This is a genomic window from Ruegeria sp. BB6, assembly GCF_056539385.1.
The window spans coordinates 136,857-151,326 of sequence record NZ_JBQFUW010000010.1 but is presented as its reverse complement, the minus strand read 5'-3'; the positions used below and the strand labels follow the sequence as shown (position 1 = coordinate 151,326).

The following is a 14,470-nucleotide window of genomic DNA, read 5'->3' as shown; positions in this document are numbered from 1 at the left end:
GACAGGACCGCCAAAGCAACCCTCCACTGGGGCTGAGACGACCGCTGACGATCGATTCCGGGGGCTGAACACTGGTCGCTGGTGCTGGCGGGTTGGGTCGGAGCGGACGTTAAAGTCTAGTGCAGCGAAGGACTGGTTAGAGCCCAATCCGGAAGCACTTCGGTGCTGATGCTCGCAAATGCAGCAATCCGAGCGCCAAAATTGCTAGCCGCGTCGCAGAGAGAAAAGCGGCCGTTCGTTCACGGCGCAGCGAGATTTGCAGCATCTATTTCCGCTCTGCGGACTTGGCTGCCATTTGGATGGGCAAGGTCAGAGAGTTTTGCTCGTGACGAGTTAGTTCCGGAGATGTTCCGCGAAGAAGCTAAGCGCACCCTGAAAAACCGACAAACGTTCACCCTTGCTAGTCAACGTGGAGGCGCCCGAGGGGTAGAAATGCCCGTGTGACGGAACCCACGACAAGATGTACTGGGCGCCAATTTCATCAAGTTTGCCAAAAAGCGGAACTAGTTCCGTCTCAACGACTTCATAGTCAAATTGAGCCAAATGGAAAAGAGCTGGCGGAACCTCCGTTTTGTCCGTCAGCAACCGATCCATGTCGAACACCGACGGGTAACCAGAGTTTACGACGATTGCCGCCACATCCTCTTTCATCCCGTAGGCAACATTAACGGTCGTCACCGCCCCGGCCGAGAAGCCAAGTAACCCAATTCGCTCAGGATCAACGCCGAAGGTATCACTCTCCGCCTTGACATAGCGGATGGCTTTCCGGAGGTCTTCAGCCGCAGCGATAACCGCATTTTTCATGATCGGTACGACGGTTTCTTGGGTCACGTCTTCCAGACCCATCTGGCGCCGGATAATGTTTGCCTGAGTGATCGCAGCCTGCGATTTGAAAAACTCCACGTCGAGATCATCTTCGGTGAAGCCTTCGTAAGGAGCAATCACTGGATTGTCCGGCGCGACGCGGTACGTGATTGTGAAGCAAACGTACCCTTCAGAGGCAAATCGCTGTGCATACTGGCTCATCGTCGTGGTCTGCGCGCCAATACCGACGTAGGGAATGCGTGGATTGCCGCGGTGGAAGCTGCCTCCATAGGTCAGAATGATCGCCGGGCGCGGACCAGCCGTCTCTTCGAGTGGATGATATACGTCCATCCACAATTCCTTGACGCCTTCCTGGCCGTCGGTGAGCACTGCACCGTGGCCAAAGACCACTTCGGTCTCAACTCTGTATTGCACCACAGAGGTGGAGCCATCTGTGTAATAACTACCCTGAGCCAACGCGCAGTTACTTCCTATGAACGCAAGCACAAAGGCGAAAATCGTAAGCTTCATTTCAATGGCTCCGTGGTTTTGTTGCCGGTGACATTGGAATTCCGTAAATCATAGATGGAGCCCGCGTCAATTCTAAGCGCCGCGGCAGATGCATGGTCCGCTCTGGGCTCCGAGCTGCCTTGCGGCAATGCGGCGGGTCAAGCTGCGCCCCATTCCCTAAAGCAGACATAGCGAAAACCAAGATGATCTGGCGTTTACATCAGCTTGGCCGAATACGCCGACATTCAGCTTTCGGAAGCTGTCGATCGCACAAATCGGACTAACCGACCGCACCGAGCCCAACACAGACGTTACAATAAGCAGCTAGTCGCCTTCGCCGAAACCCGGCCCGGTTCCATCCAAAGCTGCGTCCTGAAGTGTGAACGTTTCCTGCCAGACTTGTGTGTCGACCGGTTCATGCCGTGGTTGGTTTTCTGGTGGAAAGCGCATTGGTTTTCCAGGCAACGCACCTGTCGCCGCACCGTCCCGTTTTACGAAGACGCCGTTGACGACCACATGAGGCATGCCGCGAGGAGGCAGCCCCTGGGTGCCGCTCTGATAATCCGATCCAGGACCGACAGTTTCAGGGTCGAAGATGACGATGTCTGCTGCCATACCCTCTTGCATACGACCGCGTACGTTTAGGAACTCCACCCCGGTAGCCCCCATATGATAGGCGGGCCAATAACTAAGCTGCGACAACGTAAACATGAGCGGCACGCCTTCCTCACGCGCGAGCTTGAGAACGGTCGAATGTGAACCCGAGGTGCGCGGGTGCCCGGCGAACAAGAGCGGATCGCCACGCAATCCCAAGTCTTCCGTGTACCACATGCTGTCGCTGCCCACGACCATGTTCGGCACTCGGAGCCATTGCGGCAACCACTCCTCCCTCGCGGGATTGAAGACGATCACAGTGCGACCCGGATCGTCTTCTGCGACCTGTTTGTACTCTTCAATCGTCAGGAATTGGTCCTGACTTGGGTCGTACATAATGTCTTCGTATTTGAGCCCAAGGGCAGCGATAGCGTCCGGGGTTAGCTGATCAGAGGCGATCGAGGTGGAGCCGGCTGTATAGGGGTAGTACTCGGCCCACATATTTAATCCCTTGGCGCGCGCCATCTGGAGTTTCTCTTCTATCTCCCACCAGCCATAGTCGTTGTTGTGGCTGTAGAGGAGAGGAGCATCGAGTAAGAAAGCGTTGGTGAAGACTTCCGCAAAGCCAAGCGGAGCTTCCGGGTTCGTCGCCGAGGTATGAAACCGGCCGTGTACCCCCGTGGCCCGTCCGTAGCGGGCCGCCGTGCGTTGCAACTCAAACTGTTCATAAGTGCTGATACCAACGCCCGCGTACCCAACCGTCGAACCTGCACACAGCCCCCCTTCTTGCAAGCCTTTGTCCACGATTTGCATGATCCGGTTCATCTGTTCGACGCTTGCGCGAGTAACAGACCAATCCGCAACACCGTCTTCTGAACTCGACAAAGCGCGCAATGCGAACAAGTTCGAAGCGTCGACGGGCACATCAATCTCAAGCTCGTCCATGACGACCATGCGGGCGATTTCATGCGACACGCAGGTGCCGTAGTTCATCGGCCAAGTGGCTTCTTCGCGGGAATACCAGTCGGCGATGTTGATGGCGCCAACTTCGCTGTCATAGGCTGTCGTGACACCGTCCATCATACTCATGTTGATGGCATACTTCTGACTGGAGTGTGTGTGGCTATCAATAAAACCCGGCGCCACTACATGCGCAGTGGCATCCACGGTATCTTCGCCTTCAATTGGAGCGGTCGTAATTTTGACAATCCAGCCGTCGCTGATCCCGACATTGGCAATTTGGTCAAAGCCTGTTTCAGGGTCCATGACACGGCCGTTCAGAATAACCAGATCATAGGTGTCAGCCGAAGCCCCCGTAGTCATTTCACCTTGAATTATGCAACTGGCGGTCAGGGCCATGGCGCTCCAAAATAACTTCGACATCTCAAACACTCCTCTTCTACAATTCGCTTTCGGGAGGGTGCACACCCTAGTTTTCATAGCCCGTAACAACGACGTCCATTCCCGGTCTCAACACATGCTCCGGATTTGGGAAGGCCACCAAGACCGCCGCTTCATCTGTGTCGGGGTTCAATCCTATGCTCGCCGAGATAATTCGTCCGGTATGGGGGAACTCCGTCCCATCCGGGAGTTCCAGCCGCACAGTAATTGATGCATGTATTGCCGTTTCATCTTCTCCTGACAATACGCGCTCCATAACGCGATCTATTGGAACGGGTGCGCGTACATGGATCGGATCGAGCTGTACAAGTGTGGCAACTTCCCGGCCACGATTGATATTCACATTAGCGTTTTCACGGTAGTTGGGCGATGTCATCTGCCCGCTGAACGGCGCGTAAAGCTTTTGCGCAGCTAGCAAAGATGCCGCCATGTCACTCTGCACGCGTAGTGTCTGTGCGGAAGCTTGCGCAGCTCGCAACGCGAACAAAGCTTCCTGATATTGAGCCTCTGAAACAGTTTCGCGGTCTTTCAGTTCTTGCTGCCGTGCAAAATCTTCCTGAGCTTTTTCAACTGCGACCAATGCTTCATTCAGTTGCGCTTCTGCCAAGGCAAGCTCCAACTCTTTGAAGCCAGTATCGAATTCAACCAACAAGTCACCCTTCGCAACGACTTGTCCTTCCACAAAATGCAACCGGTTGATTTTATTGCTGACTTCGGCTGAAACGTCCCATGCCCGCGCGGGTACAACAATTCCTTCAACAGTTGATGTCACCTGCGCTGCGGAAGTCGGTGGGAAAGCAAATCCCGCAGTCAATAGGATCGGAACGATCGCTAGCAAAGTTTTTGCCCGCCTGCCGAAAATCATATCTCCCCTCCAGGTACTATTCTTCTTTTTTATCACGATATTCTGTCACAGAGTTTGGAACGCAGACTTGACGTGTGTCAAACCGCCGTAGCTGCTGTCCCACCGGAAAAGTAGACCACTGCTTAAGTCTGTTTTGTCCGCATGTGAGACATTGGACGTAGGTGCAGCGAATGGCAGGTTTGGATTTCAGCCTGTTTCACGCCTTTGAATGTCAGGTTTCGGGAAAACGTGCTGCGTTGCCGCGTTAGGGTCCGAAAACAGGACGTCGTGTTGAAGCGGATTTCGCTGCAACGGCGACCGGCGGAAAAGTCCGCATCGCAGTCGTTCACGACGAGTGCAACGAATGTCTGCTTCGAGCCCGAAGTCGCCAAACGATGATCACTCAAATAGGCCGCTAGATTTCCCCAAATCAACATAACACGTTTTGCTGCGAAGATTATCCAGCACGTCTTCTTCGACCATTTGGGGATCGGAATGATAATCAGTGATGCCGGTCCCTTCCAGCATGCGGTTCATTAAATTGAAAAGCCCGCAGACCTGTATCGCATCAAAAAGTGCCTTCTCAGTCCAGCCAGCTTCAAAAACAGCTTTTGCGTCGGCTTCGGTCATGCGCGATGGGGTGGTCGTAAGCTTGCCAGTATAGGACAGCACTGGCTTTAGCCGGTCGTCAATGTCGGCATTTTCAAGGTCATTCATCATCGCCTCGATGGTGCTGATTTCAACGCCAAAAGCCTTGGCGTGTACCTTATGCGCCCCAAAACAAAACGCGCAGGCATTCAAACCCGAAACATACGCAGCAATGATCTCGCGTTCAGCAATGCTGAGTTCGCTCTCACCTCTCATGACCCTGTTTTGGTACTCGGACAGTGGCCCAAGTTTTTCGGGAAAAGCGCTGTAAATATGGCTGAGACTCGCACCGTCGGGCAGGGATGGAAACAGGCGTTTCATATCAAATCCTCACAAAATCATCTGTTTGTACCGTAGTGGAAATCTGCGTTTTGGCGAACAAGTGATCCTCCAAAGGGTTGCTCTGATGTGTGTGGGTGTGAAAGCTGATATTGGTGCAAGCACATCGAACGGCCGTTTCGTCCGCAGACCCGCCATCCGCGGAGAAAACCTAAACGTCCGCTCCCGTCCAAACCGAGCAACCTCCTGCATCTAAATAAAGAAGCAACTGCAGGAGTTTGATCCATGAAGTACCTGTCTGCCCTCGGCGTTCTCGTCGGGGGTTTTCTTTTGCACCCGCCGCCCAAGGCCGTCCTGACGACGATGCTCTGGGTGGTCTCTCGATCCCACCCCGCCGTCTCGGCGCTGGTTCTGCTGGCGGTCCTCTGGACGTGGAAGTCCGACGATGACTGAGCTGGAGCTGTCCCCCGGTGACGTCGTGGTCGTTCGGGCCTTCGATGACGTCCCTGAGCATCTGTTCCGCGTGGAAGAGGTGCTCGAAGACTGCGTGACTGGCTTTGCTGTCAGCGGCCCTCTGGCTGGCTCCTATGGCGAACCGGCCCTCGAGATGATCCTGCGGGTCGTCACCAGCGCCTAACGGCAATCCCCAAAATTCAAAACAGAAAAGGAGGAGATTGATGTCTGCTCACATTCGCTATGCCTATCTGAAGGGCCATACGTGGCTGTTTAGACGCAACTATCCCGTTGACGTAGCTCTCGCGCTGGGCGCTCAGGCGCTTAAGCAGAGCCTCAAGACCAGTGATCGCAACACCGCCCGCGTCCGTGCCGCTGAAGTCAATGCCCGGTTCGAGACACTGGTGGAACAGGTGCGGTCGCAGGCAGAAGACGCCCTGTCTGTCCCGGAGAGCACCGCTGACGTTCCTGATTGGGTTGACCAGCCAGAGTCGTCTCTCGTCCGTCTCCGGGCCACTCTGGAGGACTCTGGATGCAATCTGGAGCGGTCCAGCTTCGCCAGACCAACTGCACCGGTAAAGGTGCCGGTTCGTGACCTGAGCCGAGCCTATCTGAATAAGCGCAGTAACGAGCTACGACCCAGCGGGTTCAAATCGGTCCGATACTCTGTTGGGTTATTTGCCAGTCGATTTGGTGACCAGTCTGTTTGCAGCTTGACCAGAGCAGACGGACGAGAGTTCCTGTCCGCAATCGCCCAACTGTCTCCAATGATCGGCAAGTCAGAACGGACCCGTGGGCTGACCCTGGACCAACTGGTCGCGTACTCGTCTCGGGGGTCGGTGACGATAACGGCCAGAACCCAGCGGCGTATCTGGTCGCAGGTCAATCACTTCCTCGACTGGGTGGTCTATGAAGGGCATCTGGAACAGAATCCCTTCCGAACCGTTCTCTTTGATCGCAAGGTGCGCCCAGCGCCTTATGCCGTTCCGACGGACGATGAAGTCGTGCGATTGCTGGGAGCCAAAGACCGGGAGTTACATCCTGTTCTGCTGACCTGCCTGCTGTCAGGAATGCGCGCGGGGGAAGCGGTTGGGCTGCTTCGGGAAGACCTCGTGACCAAGGGCAACCTCGGGTGCTTCGTTCATGTCAGACCAAACGAACTGCGACTGCTGAAGACCGATGCTGCGGAGCGACTGGTTCCGGTTCACCCGGTGCTGGATGAGACGTTCCGGCAGTTACCCGCATCCGGCCCTCTGTTTCCTGACCTGACTGTGGCGCATGTCACCAAGGGGTTTGCGCGACTGAGACGGCGGCTGGGACTGGAACGACCGGGACTAGTGTTTCATTCGACCCGCAAGTGGTTTGTGACCCAGTGCGAGCGAACAGGGGTTCCGGAGCACTTCACTGCTTCTCTGGTTGGTCACCAATCTGCACGGTCAGAGAACGGGATCACCTACGGGATCTATTCCGCTGGCATAAGTGACGAGCAGCGTCGGTCGATCGTTGACCAGATAAGACTGCCAACATGAGTTTCCCTGACATTGACGCGTTTGAGGAACGCGCTGCTATCGCCGAGTTCGATGGCGGTTGCACCCGTAAAGCAGCGGAAGATCTGGCGGCTCGCGCTCAAGGGTTCCGTGACGCTGAAGCCTACTGGCAGTGGTTGGCCGACTACGTCGTCAACCGAAGACCACCCTGACACCTAACCCTCGGCGGCCCTTAGCGGGTTGCCGGGGGATCCCTGTTTTGTTTTTTTCTTCAAAGTGGACGTTGGTTGGAGGCAGTTGAATGACCGAGCTGCGGACAAAGCCGCCTTATGCTCATCGCTTTCTGATAACCGGTCGCAGCCCGGAAGCGGACCTTCATTGCGAGCTTTACATCCTCACAGATGCGGACCAAGAGGGCATTGCATGAGGCGACCAGCGCAATTTTATCAGCCCACAACCGCTTGCGACTACTAAGCTGTCCTATCGTAGAGTAGTTCGCAGTCGTCTGACCGCTCCGTGGTCCAGGCACAAGGGGCTAGACACCAGAGCTGAAGCATGGCTGGGTTGCTTGGAGATTGCCCAATCCTTCGGAGATCCCCAAAAATGAAAAGTCATGCAAACAAGCCGTTAGTGACCTCCGCTATTGCTATCGCTCTTTTGGCCTCCGGTGCGGTATTTACTGCTTCTACACAACCAGCAAGCGCAGAGGCTGGTTATTTCTGGGATGAAACCGTTGAGTCTGTAGATAGAAGCCCTTGGATATTTGAAGGCATAAATGTTTTTGGCGAATTGGCACGAGTTCCACCGTCAGATTGGGTACGTACTTTGGAAAAAGCGGCATACCCAACTGAGCTTGAGACTTTTGTTTTCACAGCTAGCAATAATGAAGAACAGAATATCAACGATTGGTTGCATCAAACACATACCGATAGCTTTTTGATTTATCACGATGGCAAATTGGTCGCTGAAAAGTACTTCAATGGCATGAGAGCTGATACGCCTCACCGCATTCACTCGATCACCAAGACAGTGTTGGGTATGGCAGCAGGGCTGGCGGTTGAGGCGGGAGAATTAGATCCCAAAAAGCTGATCACCGAATACCTGCCAGAGTTGGAAGGCCCAGCATTCAAAAATACAACGGTTAGACACCTACTTGATATGACCGCTGCTGTTGATTGGAAAGATGCTTCTAGCGGCTACTTAGACGACGCCGGTGATCTGTTCTGTGCGTTTGGTCAGGACCTCTCTGAAAAAGTTGAAATTTGTGATACAGAGTCTGGCGTTAAGGAGTACATGATCTCTCTTAGTGATCGCGAGACCTTGGTAGAAGACGGTGAAGTTTATAGTTACCGTTCAGTGCTATCTGCGCTGCTGGGTATGGTTATCGAGTCGGCGACTGGAGAAAGCTATCTGGATGTACTGGCCGAGTTGTGGCAGGACATCGGTGCTCAGGACCCTGCATATAGCGAACTAGGACCCAAAAGGATTGTGCAAACGAGTGGTGGGTTATTTACCAGCTCTCGTGACCTATTGCGATTTGGCATAATGATGCTGGACAACGGAAAGGTTAACGACACTCAAGTTATTCCTCCAGATTGGATAGCTGACACGATTCAAGCAAATGATGACGTTATCGCAGCTTATGAGAAAAGCGCATACGCGGAGGTGTTTGAAGGCTTCCACTACCGTAATCAAGTTTGGGTGAAAGACAGAGAAAAAGGTGCGTTTTACGGCATTGGTGTCTATGGGCAGCTGTTGTATGTGAACCAAAAAGCCAATGTGGTTATGGTGAAGCTATCAAGCCAGCCAGACGTTCAAAATACACCTATGTACCTGGACTCTATGGTTGTGATGAAAGGTATTGCAGAGACTTTGAGTAAATGAATTTCAGATTATCTAAATCTAGTAAGCTGAGCCAAATGGCTCGGCTTATACTACGGAAAGACTTAACAGTGTCGTCGGGTTAGTACCGGGTGACCTCGACTGCGACCGCAGCAAACACCACACCAATCAACAGAGCTTTTGTATTCACTGCCGAAAGGCTGGGTAGTTTAACCCGAAGAGACAGGGCTATTATCACACCCCCTGTTAACCCAGTCGAAATTGAATAGATCATGCTACTTTTGTCTGCGTTGAGACCGATCAATATGCCGACCGCAAGCGACGCGACAAAGTATGCGCGTAGCCATCCAGACATGTGTCCGGGGTGGGTCTTATAGAGAAAGATATTCACCCCAAACAAATGCAATGAATAGGCCAACGTTCCAACAGCGTACAGCTCAGGTGATGTTCCCGTCGTTTGCATGACGGTAATGGCAAGCAAGCAGTTATAGGTCCCGAGGGCCACTGTGTCCAAGCCAAGCGACAACTTGTTGTCGGCCCCTACGTCGCGACTGGCCTCCAGCAAGTAGTAAATGAGAAATCCTAGGAGCGAATAACCGAACAGCGAGTTTTCCCATTTCCCGCTTGCAGCTAAACCGGTGGACAATTCACCAATTTTTGGCAGCAGGAAAAGAAAAGCATAGCCAAGTCCGATCCCTGATGAAAAATCAGAAAGCCAGCCTGCTAGGGCGGGGAATCTCCGGTAAAAAGACACGCAGAAGACGTGAACAGTGCCGATGACTGCAATCGATGTTATCGCGAGGTATGTCGACGCGTCGAACACGGCTAAGATCCAATGATCACATTACAATTTGTATGAGACACCCCTTGGGAGCAAAAGCACAACCTAAAAAGTGAAGAAGGTGCGGTTTGAATATAACACTCAACGACAGCTTTCTTCTGCACTTTCGGCATTGATGCACGGTGCAGAAATTTGAACTTGGGCTCAAAGCAGTCCTTCGCTGCACTAGACTTTAACGTCCGCTCCGACCCAACCGCCAGCACCAGCGACCAGTGTTCAGCCCCCGGAATCGATCGTCAGCGGTCGTCTCAGCCCCAGTGGAGGGTTGCTTTGGCGGTCCTGTCAGCACCCGTTAACGGCCTCTCTAGCGGTCAAATTGCCCCGTGCTTACCCTAGAAATGCCCCCGAAACCGCCCCAGTTTCTTGTGCTTCGCTAAAAAGCCTATAACGATCATCGGACGGCAAGGATTCCTACCACCCCAGCCAGTTCATTCATACATGGAACGACGGCAGGCTCTTGGGGCTAAACCCTCCGAGAAATGCCCCCGTTTATGCCCCAGTGGTTTCGGGTGTTACGGGTGTTGAGGGTGGGCCCTCAGAGGTCGTTGCGGGCTGAGCTTGAGCGCTATAACCAAGTAATTGCTGATGCTTTCATTGATATCCCTGTTTTGGAAGAGCCGATAGTCGATGATGTCTCCACCGATCACCATCATAAATTCACCCGTCGGATATTCAGTCGCTCTGACTTCACCTTGAATGGCCGCTTTCACGGCGGTTGGTGGCAACAGATCAACAGTGACTGGAGGTCGAAGATCTTCATCAATGATACGCCAGTCGTCGAAGTGGACTTCCGCAGTCTCCATGTCTCCCTCCTTAGTCTTGAAACAGGTAAAGAGCTTACCGATGACCCTTATGAGTTGCCAAAGGGGATCATGGGAGGTGTTCATCCCACATTGCGGCGCAAACTCATTAAGCGACTAATTCTAACGGCGATTAACGCCAACTCGAAGGATGCAGCGTTTCGGGCTTTTCGGGACGGTTACCCACCCGGGCACTTCGGCAAGAAGTTGACGAATGTGGAGTTGGAAGCCTTACTTTCAGCGTTTCTTGAGCAAACCCCACATATCGAAGACTATCTGTTTGCCGATCAAGGTATCCGGTTGATGCATGTTGATAGCCAGATAGCAGAACGCGTCCATCGTTACTTCTGTGATCAAGCCGTCCCAGTCCTATCCGTGCACGACAGTTACATCATCGACTATACCCGAGTTGGAGAATTGAAGCAGGTGATGGCAGCAGCTTCCGAGGAAGTGGCCGGAGCTCCGTTGCCAACGTCGAACCAGTTCTATGGGTTGGACGAGCAAGACGACCCCAATGCGGACCACGTGAAAGACTATGTAATTTGGAGGCAGACCGCCCGGTCAGAGGGGTATCTTCAGAGGTTGGCGGAACATGAAGAACGGACTGGGCGAGTGGTGGTGCCGTTCTAGTCAGCGACAGCGTTTTGGAAGGTTCTCAAAGCTTCGACGAGAATTAAGGTGGCCGTTGCGAGGTTCTCATATTGGTCGTCCAAGCCCCATGCCCACTTTTTCCCATGAAATAAATTGTTTCGAAAACAATAAGCTATCAGCAATAGCGCGATCAGTTTGTCAGTGACGGAAGTCGTGTTTTCGAGCAATGCATCACGGATGTCTGTTTGAATTTTGGTGTCCCAGCCAACCATGGATCCAAACAAATCGTTGGTTTGATGGCCATTCCTGTACCTATCCACGAAGTAATCAAATGCAGGCTGAAATTCTCGGATTTGCTCGTGAGACGGAGCGGCGCGCTCTGCGAAATCGCGGATGCTGGTCCGGTTTGCATCTTGATTTAAAGCCTGATGCTCGAATATTCCCCATACGACGGAAAAATACATGGCCGCCGCTTTGGTGCCTCCATTCAGTTGGAGGAAACCCGGATAACTTTGTTCAATTCCCACGTCGACTGAATTTATGAATTCCTGCGGGGATGTTGGAACCCTCGTACTCAAAGCGCTCGCTCCTCTGTATTCGATGGGTATTTCGGCTTCGGCCCGGAGGTCTTATCGCTCGGCAGATAGTCGTCCCAGATGCGGTCGACCAGTATGGCCACCTCTGGATGATCCGACCAGCGGTGAACATCGATTGGCCGCGAGTGCCATGGGTTCTCTATCTCTCCCATAGCCTCCCCCTCTCTTTCTTCTTATCTTATTATTATTAATAAGGAACAAGGATACTGGGGTTCCTCTATCCTCTGGTTTCTATTCATTACTTATACCTATTCCCCAGTCCCTTAGTACCCCAGTTATGGAGAACCGTGGCATGGGCCTTCAACGACCTCTGAGGGCCCACCCTCAACACCCGTAACACCCGAAACCACTGGGGCATAAACGGGGGCATTTCTCGGAGGGTTTAGCCCCAAGAGCCTGCTGTCGTTCCATGTATGAATGAACTGGCTGGGGTGGTAGGAATCCTTGCCGTTCGATGATTGTTATCGGCTTTTTGGCGAAGCTAGAGAAACTGGGGCGGTTTCGGGGGCGGAACGAGGACGAAGGACGAGTGAGCACGGGGCATTTTGACCGCTAGAGAAGCAGTTTCTGGCGCTGGAGGGGCAGCTTACGAGACCGCTAGAGACCTGTCCACTGGCACTGACGACCCGCTGACGAGTCGTTCCGGGGGGCTGACGACTGGTCGCTGGTGCTGGCGGTTGGCGGGGGTCAACTCAAGCCAGACATTCTTTATCGAGATCAAACCGTTGGTTTCTGGATGATCCTTTTGAGGGTGCCTTCTGGCGCAAAAAGCAGAATCAAGAATAGCGCCAAATTAAGTGGAGGCACGATCATCAAGACTGTAGCCCAAGCCGTAACACCCAAATCTCTGAAACGCTTGGCAGTCGTTGCTAGACAAATCCAAAAACCCACTAGGTAGCTGATGGCCGAGAGAATGGCAGTCGCCTCCCCTTTGCTTGCACTGGAAACATCATCACCATGAAACAGTACCAACCACGCTCCTGTCCAACTGGCCAGAATGAGAAATCCACCTATGGCCTGAGTAACTAGAAACTCACCTCGGTCGGCCAATCCATTAAACCCAAAGAAGAAGTGAAGCACCTTATAGATGCCGGTTAACTCTCCTGGCTCGGGTTTCCCGCTAGAGCCTTCCGTTTCAATGCCTGAGCCCAGAATACTTGAGCCGGTCATTCGAGCTTCCTTGATCTTTGAGTATGCGCCGTAGATTAGAAAAACAACGATCAAGACGCCGATGATGCCAATGTTTGAAAGCAACTCACCAAGATTCACTGGTTTAACCCCCTCGCTTTAAGTCCAAATTCATTCATCACCCGATATTCTCTTTTTCCCTACCCGCTCTGCGTATTTTTAACGCTTCCTACCTAGGCTCGCTGAACTCGCGACTTTACTTGAGCGAACTCACGATCGCAGGTGATTGCGGGGGCTGTGATTTAAGGTTTCCTTTGCAAAAACTGGGGCATCTGAAACCAAGGGTCATTGGGCAGACAATCGGCAACATGCTGTATCGCCAATTCCTCCATTTCGTGAACTTGACCATCGGCATTAGCTATCTCGCGTAAAAGAGCGACGACCTTTTCGCGCACCTTCCTATGATTGCAATCCTTGCTCTCAAGGGTGAACTTGCGAAGTCCTTCAGTAAGTTTCTGAAGGGTTAACTCATCTAATTTACGTGTAAAAACATCGATTGCCGCCGTTACGAAGAGTTCGTCGTACCCCCAGTCATCAATAAAATATGATCGGATTATGTTCAGTTCCTCATCAGTAATTTTTCCGTCTGCAGCGGCAACCTTCAAAGTCAGGGGACACATTAAATCGAACAAGCCAACGGCCAAGACATCGAGAGGTGTATTGATGAACTTCGGAATTACCTCAACTCTTTCACCGTCAAGGCCCTTCATAAGTCGAATTATCCCAAAGTACGCGCCTCCGGATACGACGCTGGCTGCAATGACCCAGCCAATCGGAGTAACTGCGCTTGCAATCCCGAAAACCCCGAGTACGGTACTTGTGGTCGTGCCGAAGAAGGTGGACGCCACGGTGGCCGACCCGGCCAACCCCGCTCCAGCAGCTGATGCGCCAGCAACGTCCCATAGTTCAAAGGCTTTATTTCTCAAAGTAAGGGTCGTGTAAGCTTTCTCTCCGATCTCCAAACGCGCCTTGAAGCGAAGAGGGTCCGCCACTACGCGTTCGACATCTTCCAAAACAGATGTTGAAATCGCGGTACTAAAATCAGCCGCTCTGCTGTCCATTATGCGGTTCTCCGCAACGGATCATATTGAACGAGCGAGGCCTTGACGTGAATTTCGGCTGCCTTGTCCTTAAAATCCAAGACAGCTCCTGCAGACATACCGAGCAGTATAAGGATCGGCGCAACTAAAGGACCCAGCACCCATCCAACTACTGGAATTGAACTTACGAGAGTTCCTGCAATCGCCCCAAAGACAACTCCGAAGCTTGTGTTCGGATAGGCCTTAACAATTTCAAGAACATTCTCGAGAATCTTTTGGCCGATCTTGATGACCGTCTCCCCCACGCGGATAACCTTCGTTGCGACTTGGAACAGAAGTGCCTTTGCATCAGCCGATATTGCTAAATTGTCGATCTTTGCCTTCAGTTCTCCAGGCGATAAGCCCAATGATGCCATTGATTGGAGTTCTTCGGCTGAAACATCAGAGATTTCCTGAGTGACCGCCTCGCCAGTATCGTCCGCTATCCCGCTAACCTTCATCGTAAACCTCTAAACCCAACAACGTAACCAGCTATAATATCAGCATTTTCCC

General features: G+C 52.8%; 17 protein-coding genes. 7 read left to right on the top strand and 10 right to left on the bottom strand.

Annotated elements, in window-relative coordinates:
- Nucleotides 1-333: 333 nt before the first annotated feature.
- From ACR0B7_RS19600 to ACR0B7_RS19585, 4 genes are all read right to left on the bottom strand, one after another.
- On the bottom strand, nucleotides 334-1,335 hold the full coding sequence (locus tag ACR0B7_RS19600) for an alpha/beta hydrolase (RefSeq protein WP_480682259.1): 1,002 nt from the start codon (nucleotides 1,333-1,335) through the stop codon (nucleotides 334-336).
- 303 nt (nucleotides 1,336-1,638) lie between these two features.
- The gene (locus ACR0B7_RS19595) at nucleotides 1,639-3,291 is read right to left on the bottom strand and encodes an amidohydrolase family protein (RefSeq protein ID WP_170469012.1); all 1,653 of its coding nucleotides are present in this window, start codon (nucleotides 3,289-3,291) and stop codon (nucleotides 1,639-1,641) included.
- A gap of 46 nt (nucleotides 3,292-3,337) precedes the next feature.
- Nucleotides 3,338-4,174: an efflux RND transporter periplasmic adaptor subunit gene (locus ACR0B7_RS19590; protein WP_170469009.1), complete on the bottom strand. Its 837-nt coding sequence runs from the start codon at nucleotides 4,172-4,174 to the stop codon at nucleotides 3,338-3,340.
- 378 nt (nucleotides 4,175-4,552) lie between these two features.
- Nucleotides 4,553-5,122 carry a peroxidase-related enzyme gene (locus tag ACR0B7_RS19585; protein WP_170486250.1) on the bottom strand — a complete coding sequence of 190 codons (570 nt, stop codon included), beginning with the start codon at nucleotides 5,120-5,122 and terminating at the stop codon, nucleotides 4,553-4,555.
- Nucleotides 5,123-5,365: 243 nt separating this feature from the next.
- Here ACR0B7_RS19585 and ACR0B7_RS19580 point away from each other — a divergent pair, with 243 nt between their 5' ends.
- The 6 genes from ACR0B7_RS19580 (at nucleotide 5,366) to ACR0B7_RS19555 (ending at nucleotide 8,904) form a co-directional block, all read left to right on the top strand.
- Nucleotides 5,366-5,533: a hypothetical protein gene (locus ACR0B7_RS19580; protein WP_170537863.1), complete on the top strand. Its 168-nt coding sequence runs from the start codon at nucleotides 5,366-5,368 to the stop codon at nucleotides 5,531-5,533.
- A complete protein-coding gene (locus ACR0B7_RS19575; protein WP_170571407.1) occupies nucleotides 5,526-5,717 on the top strand; it encodes a hypothetical protein in 192 nt (63 codons plus the stop codon). The genes ACR0B7_RS19580 and ACR0B7_RS19575 overlap by 8 nt, the downstream gene beginning before the upstream one ends.
- Before the next feature lie 40 nt (nucleotides 5,718-5,757).
- Nucleotides 5,758-7,062 (top strand): DUF6538 domain-containing protein, encoded by a 1,305-nt coding sequence (locus tag ACR0B7_RS19570; RefSeq protein WP_170577073.1) that lies wholly within the window; start codon nucleotides 5,758-5,760, stop codon nucleotides 7,060-7,062.
- Nucleotides 7,059-7,232, top strand: a complete 174-nt coding sequence (locus tag ACR0B7_RS19565; protein ID WP_170502247.1) for a hypothetical protein — start codon at nucleotides 7,059-7,061, stop codon at nucleotides 7,230-7,232. The genes ACR0B7_RS19570 and ACR0B7_RS19565 overlap by 4 nt, the downstream gene beginning before the upstream one ends.
- An 89-nt stretch (nucleotides 7,233-7,321) precedes the next feature.
- Entirely contained in the window at nucleotides 7,322-7,447 is a 126-nt protein-coding gene (locus ACR0B7_RS19560; protein WP_480682255.1) for a hypothetical protein, read from the top strand.
- A 176-nt stretch (nucleotides 7,448-7,623) separates the two neighbouring features.
- Nucleotides 7,624-8,904 carry a serine hydrolase domain-containing protein gene (locus tag ACR0B7_RS19555; RefSeq protein WP_170469006.1) on the top strand — a complete coding sequence of 427 codons (1,281 nt, stop codon included), beginning with the start codon at nucleotides 7,624-7,626 and terminating at the stop codon, nucleotides 8,902-8,904.
- A gap of 79 nt (nucleotides 8,905-8,983) precedes the next feature.
- On the opposite strand, the gene ACR0B7_RS19550 is transcribed toward ACR0B7_RS19555, so the two are convergent.
- Both ACR0B7_RS19550 and ACR0B7_RS19545 read right to left on the bottom strand, forming a co-directional pair.
- Nucleotides 8,984-9,685 (bottom strand): hypothetical protein, encoded by a 702-nt coding sequence (locus tag ACR0B7_RS19550; protein WP_170469003.1) that lies wholly within the window; start codon nucleotides 9,683-9,685, stop codon nucleotides 8,984-8,986.
- A gap of 530 nt (nucleotides 9,686-10,215) precedes the next feature.
- The gene (locus tag ACR0B7_RS19545; protein WP_170577065.1) at nucleotides 10,216-10,506 is read right to left on the bottom strand and encodes a hypothetical protein; all 291 of its coding nucleotides are present in this window, start codon (nucleotides 10,504-10,506) and stop codon (nucleotides 10,216-10,218) included.
- 69 nt (nucleotides 10,507-10,575) lie between these two features.
- Between ACR0B7_RS19545 and ACR0B7_RS19540 the strand changes: the two genes are divergently transcribed.
- On the top strand, nucleotides 10,576-11,133 hold the full coding sequence (locus tag ACR0B7_RS19540; RefSeq protein ID WP_170577066.1) for a hypothetical protein: 558 nt from the start codon (nucleotides 10,576-10,578) through the stop codon (nucleotides 11,131-11,133).
- On the opposite strand, the gene ACR0B7_RS19535 is transcribed toward ACR0B7_RS19540, so the two are convergent.
- The 4 genes from ACR0B7_RS19535 to ACR0B7_RS19520 all read right to left on the bottom strand — a co-directional run bounded on the left by ACR0B7_RS19535 (nucleotide 11,130) and on the right by ACR0B7_RS19520 (nucleotide 14,418).
- A complete protein-coding gene (locus tag ACR0B7_RS19535) occupies nucleotides 11,130-11,672 on the bottom strand; it encodes a hypothetical protein (protein ID WP_170577067.1) in 543 nt (180 codons plus the stop codon). The two genes, ACR0B7_RS19540 and ACR0B7_RS19535, sit on opposite strands and share 4 nt — an antisense overlap.
- 735 nt (nucleotides 11,673-12,407) lie before the next feature.
- A complete protein-coding gene (locus ACR0B7_RS19530) occupies nucleotides 12,408-12,959 on the bottom strand; it encodes a DUF805 domain-containing protein (RefSeq protein ID WP_170577068.1) in 552 nt (183 codons plus the stop codon).
- A 161-nt stretch (nucleotides 12,960-13,120) separates the two neighbouring features.
- Entirely contained in the window at nucleotides 13,121-13,939 is an 819-nt protein-coding gene (locus tag ACR0B7_RS19525) for a tellurite resistance TerB family protein (RefSeq protein WP_480682251.1), read from the bottom strand.
- Nucleotides 13,939-14,418 (bottom strand): hypothetical protein, encoded by a 480-nt coding sequence (locus ACR0B7_RS19520; RefSeq protein WP_170577070.1) that lies wholly within the window; start codon nucleotides 14,416-14,418, stop codon nucleotides 13,939-13,941. The genes ACR0B7_RS19525 and ACR0B7_RS19520 overlap by 1 nt, the downstream gene beginning before the upstream one ends.
- Nucleotides 14,419-14,470 lie beyond the last annotated feature (52 nt).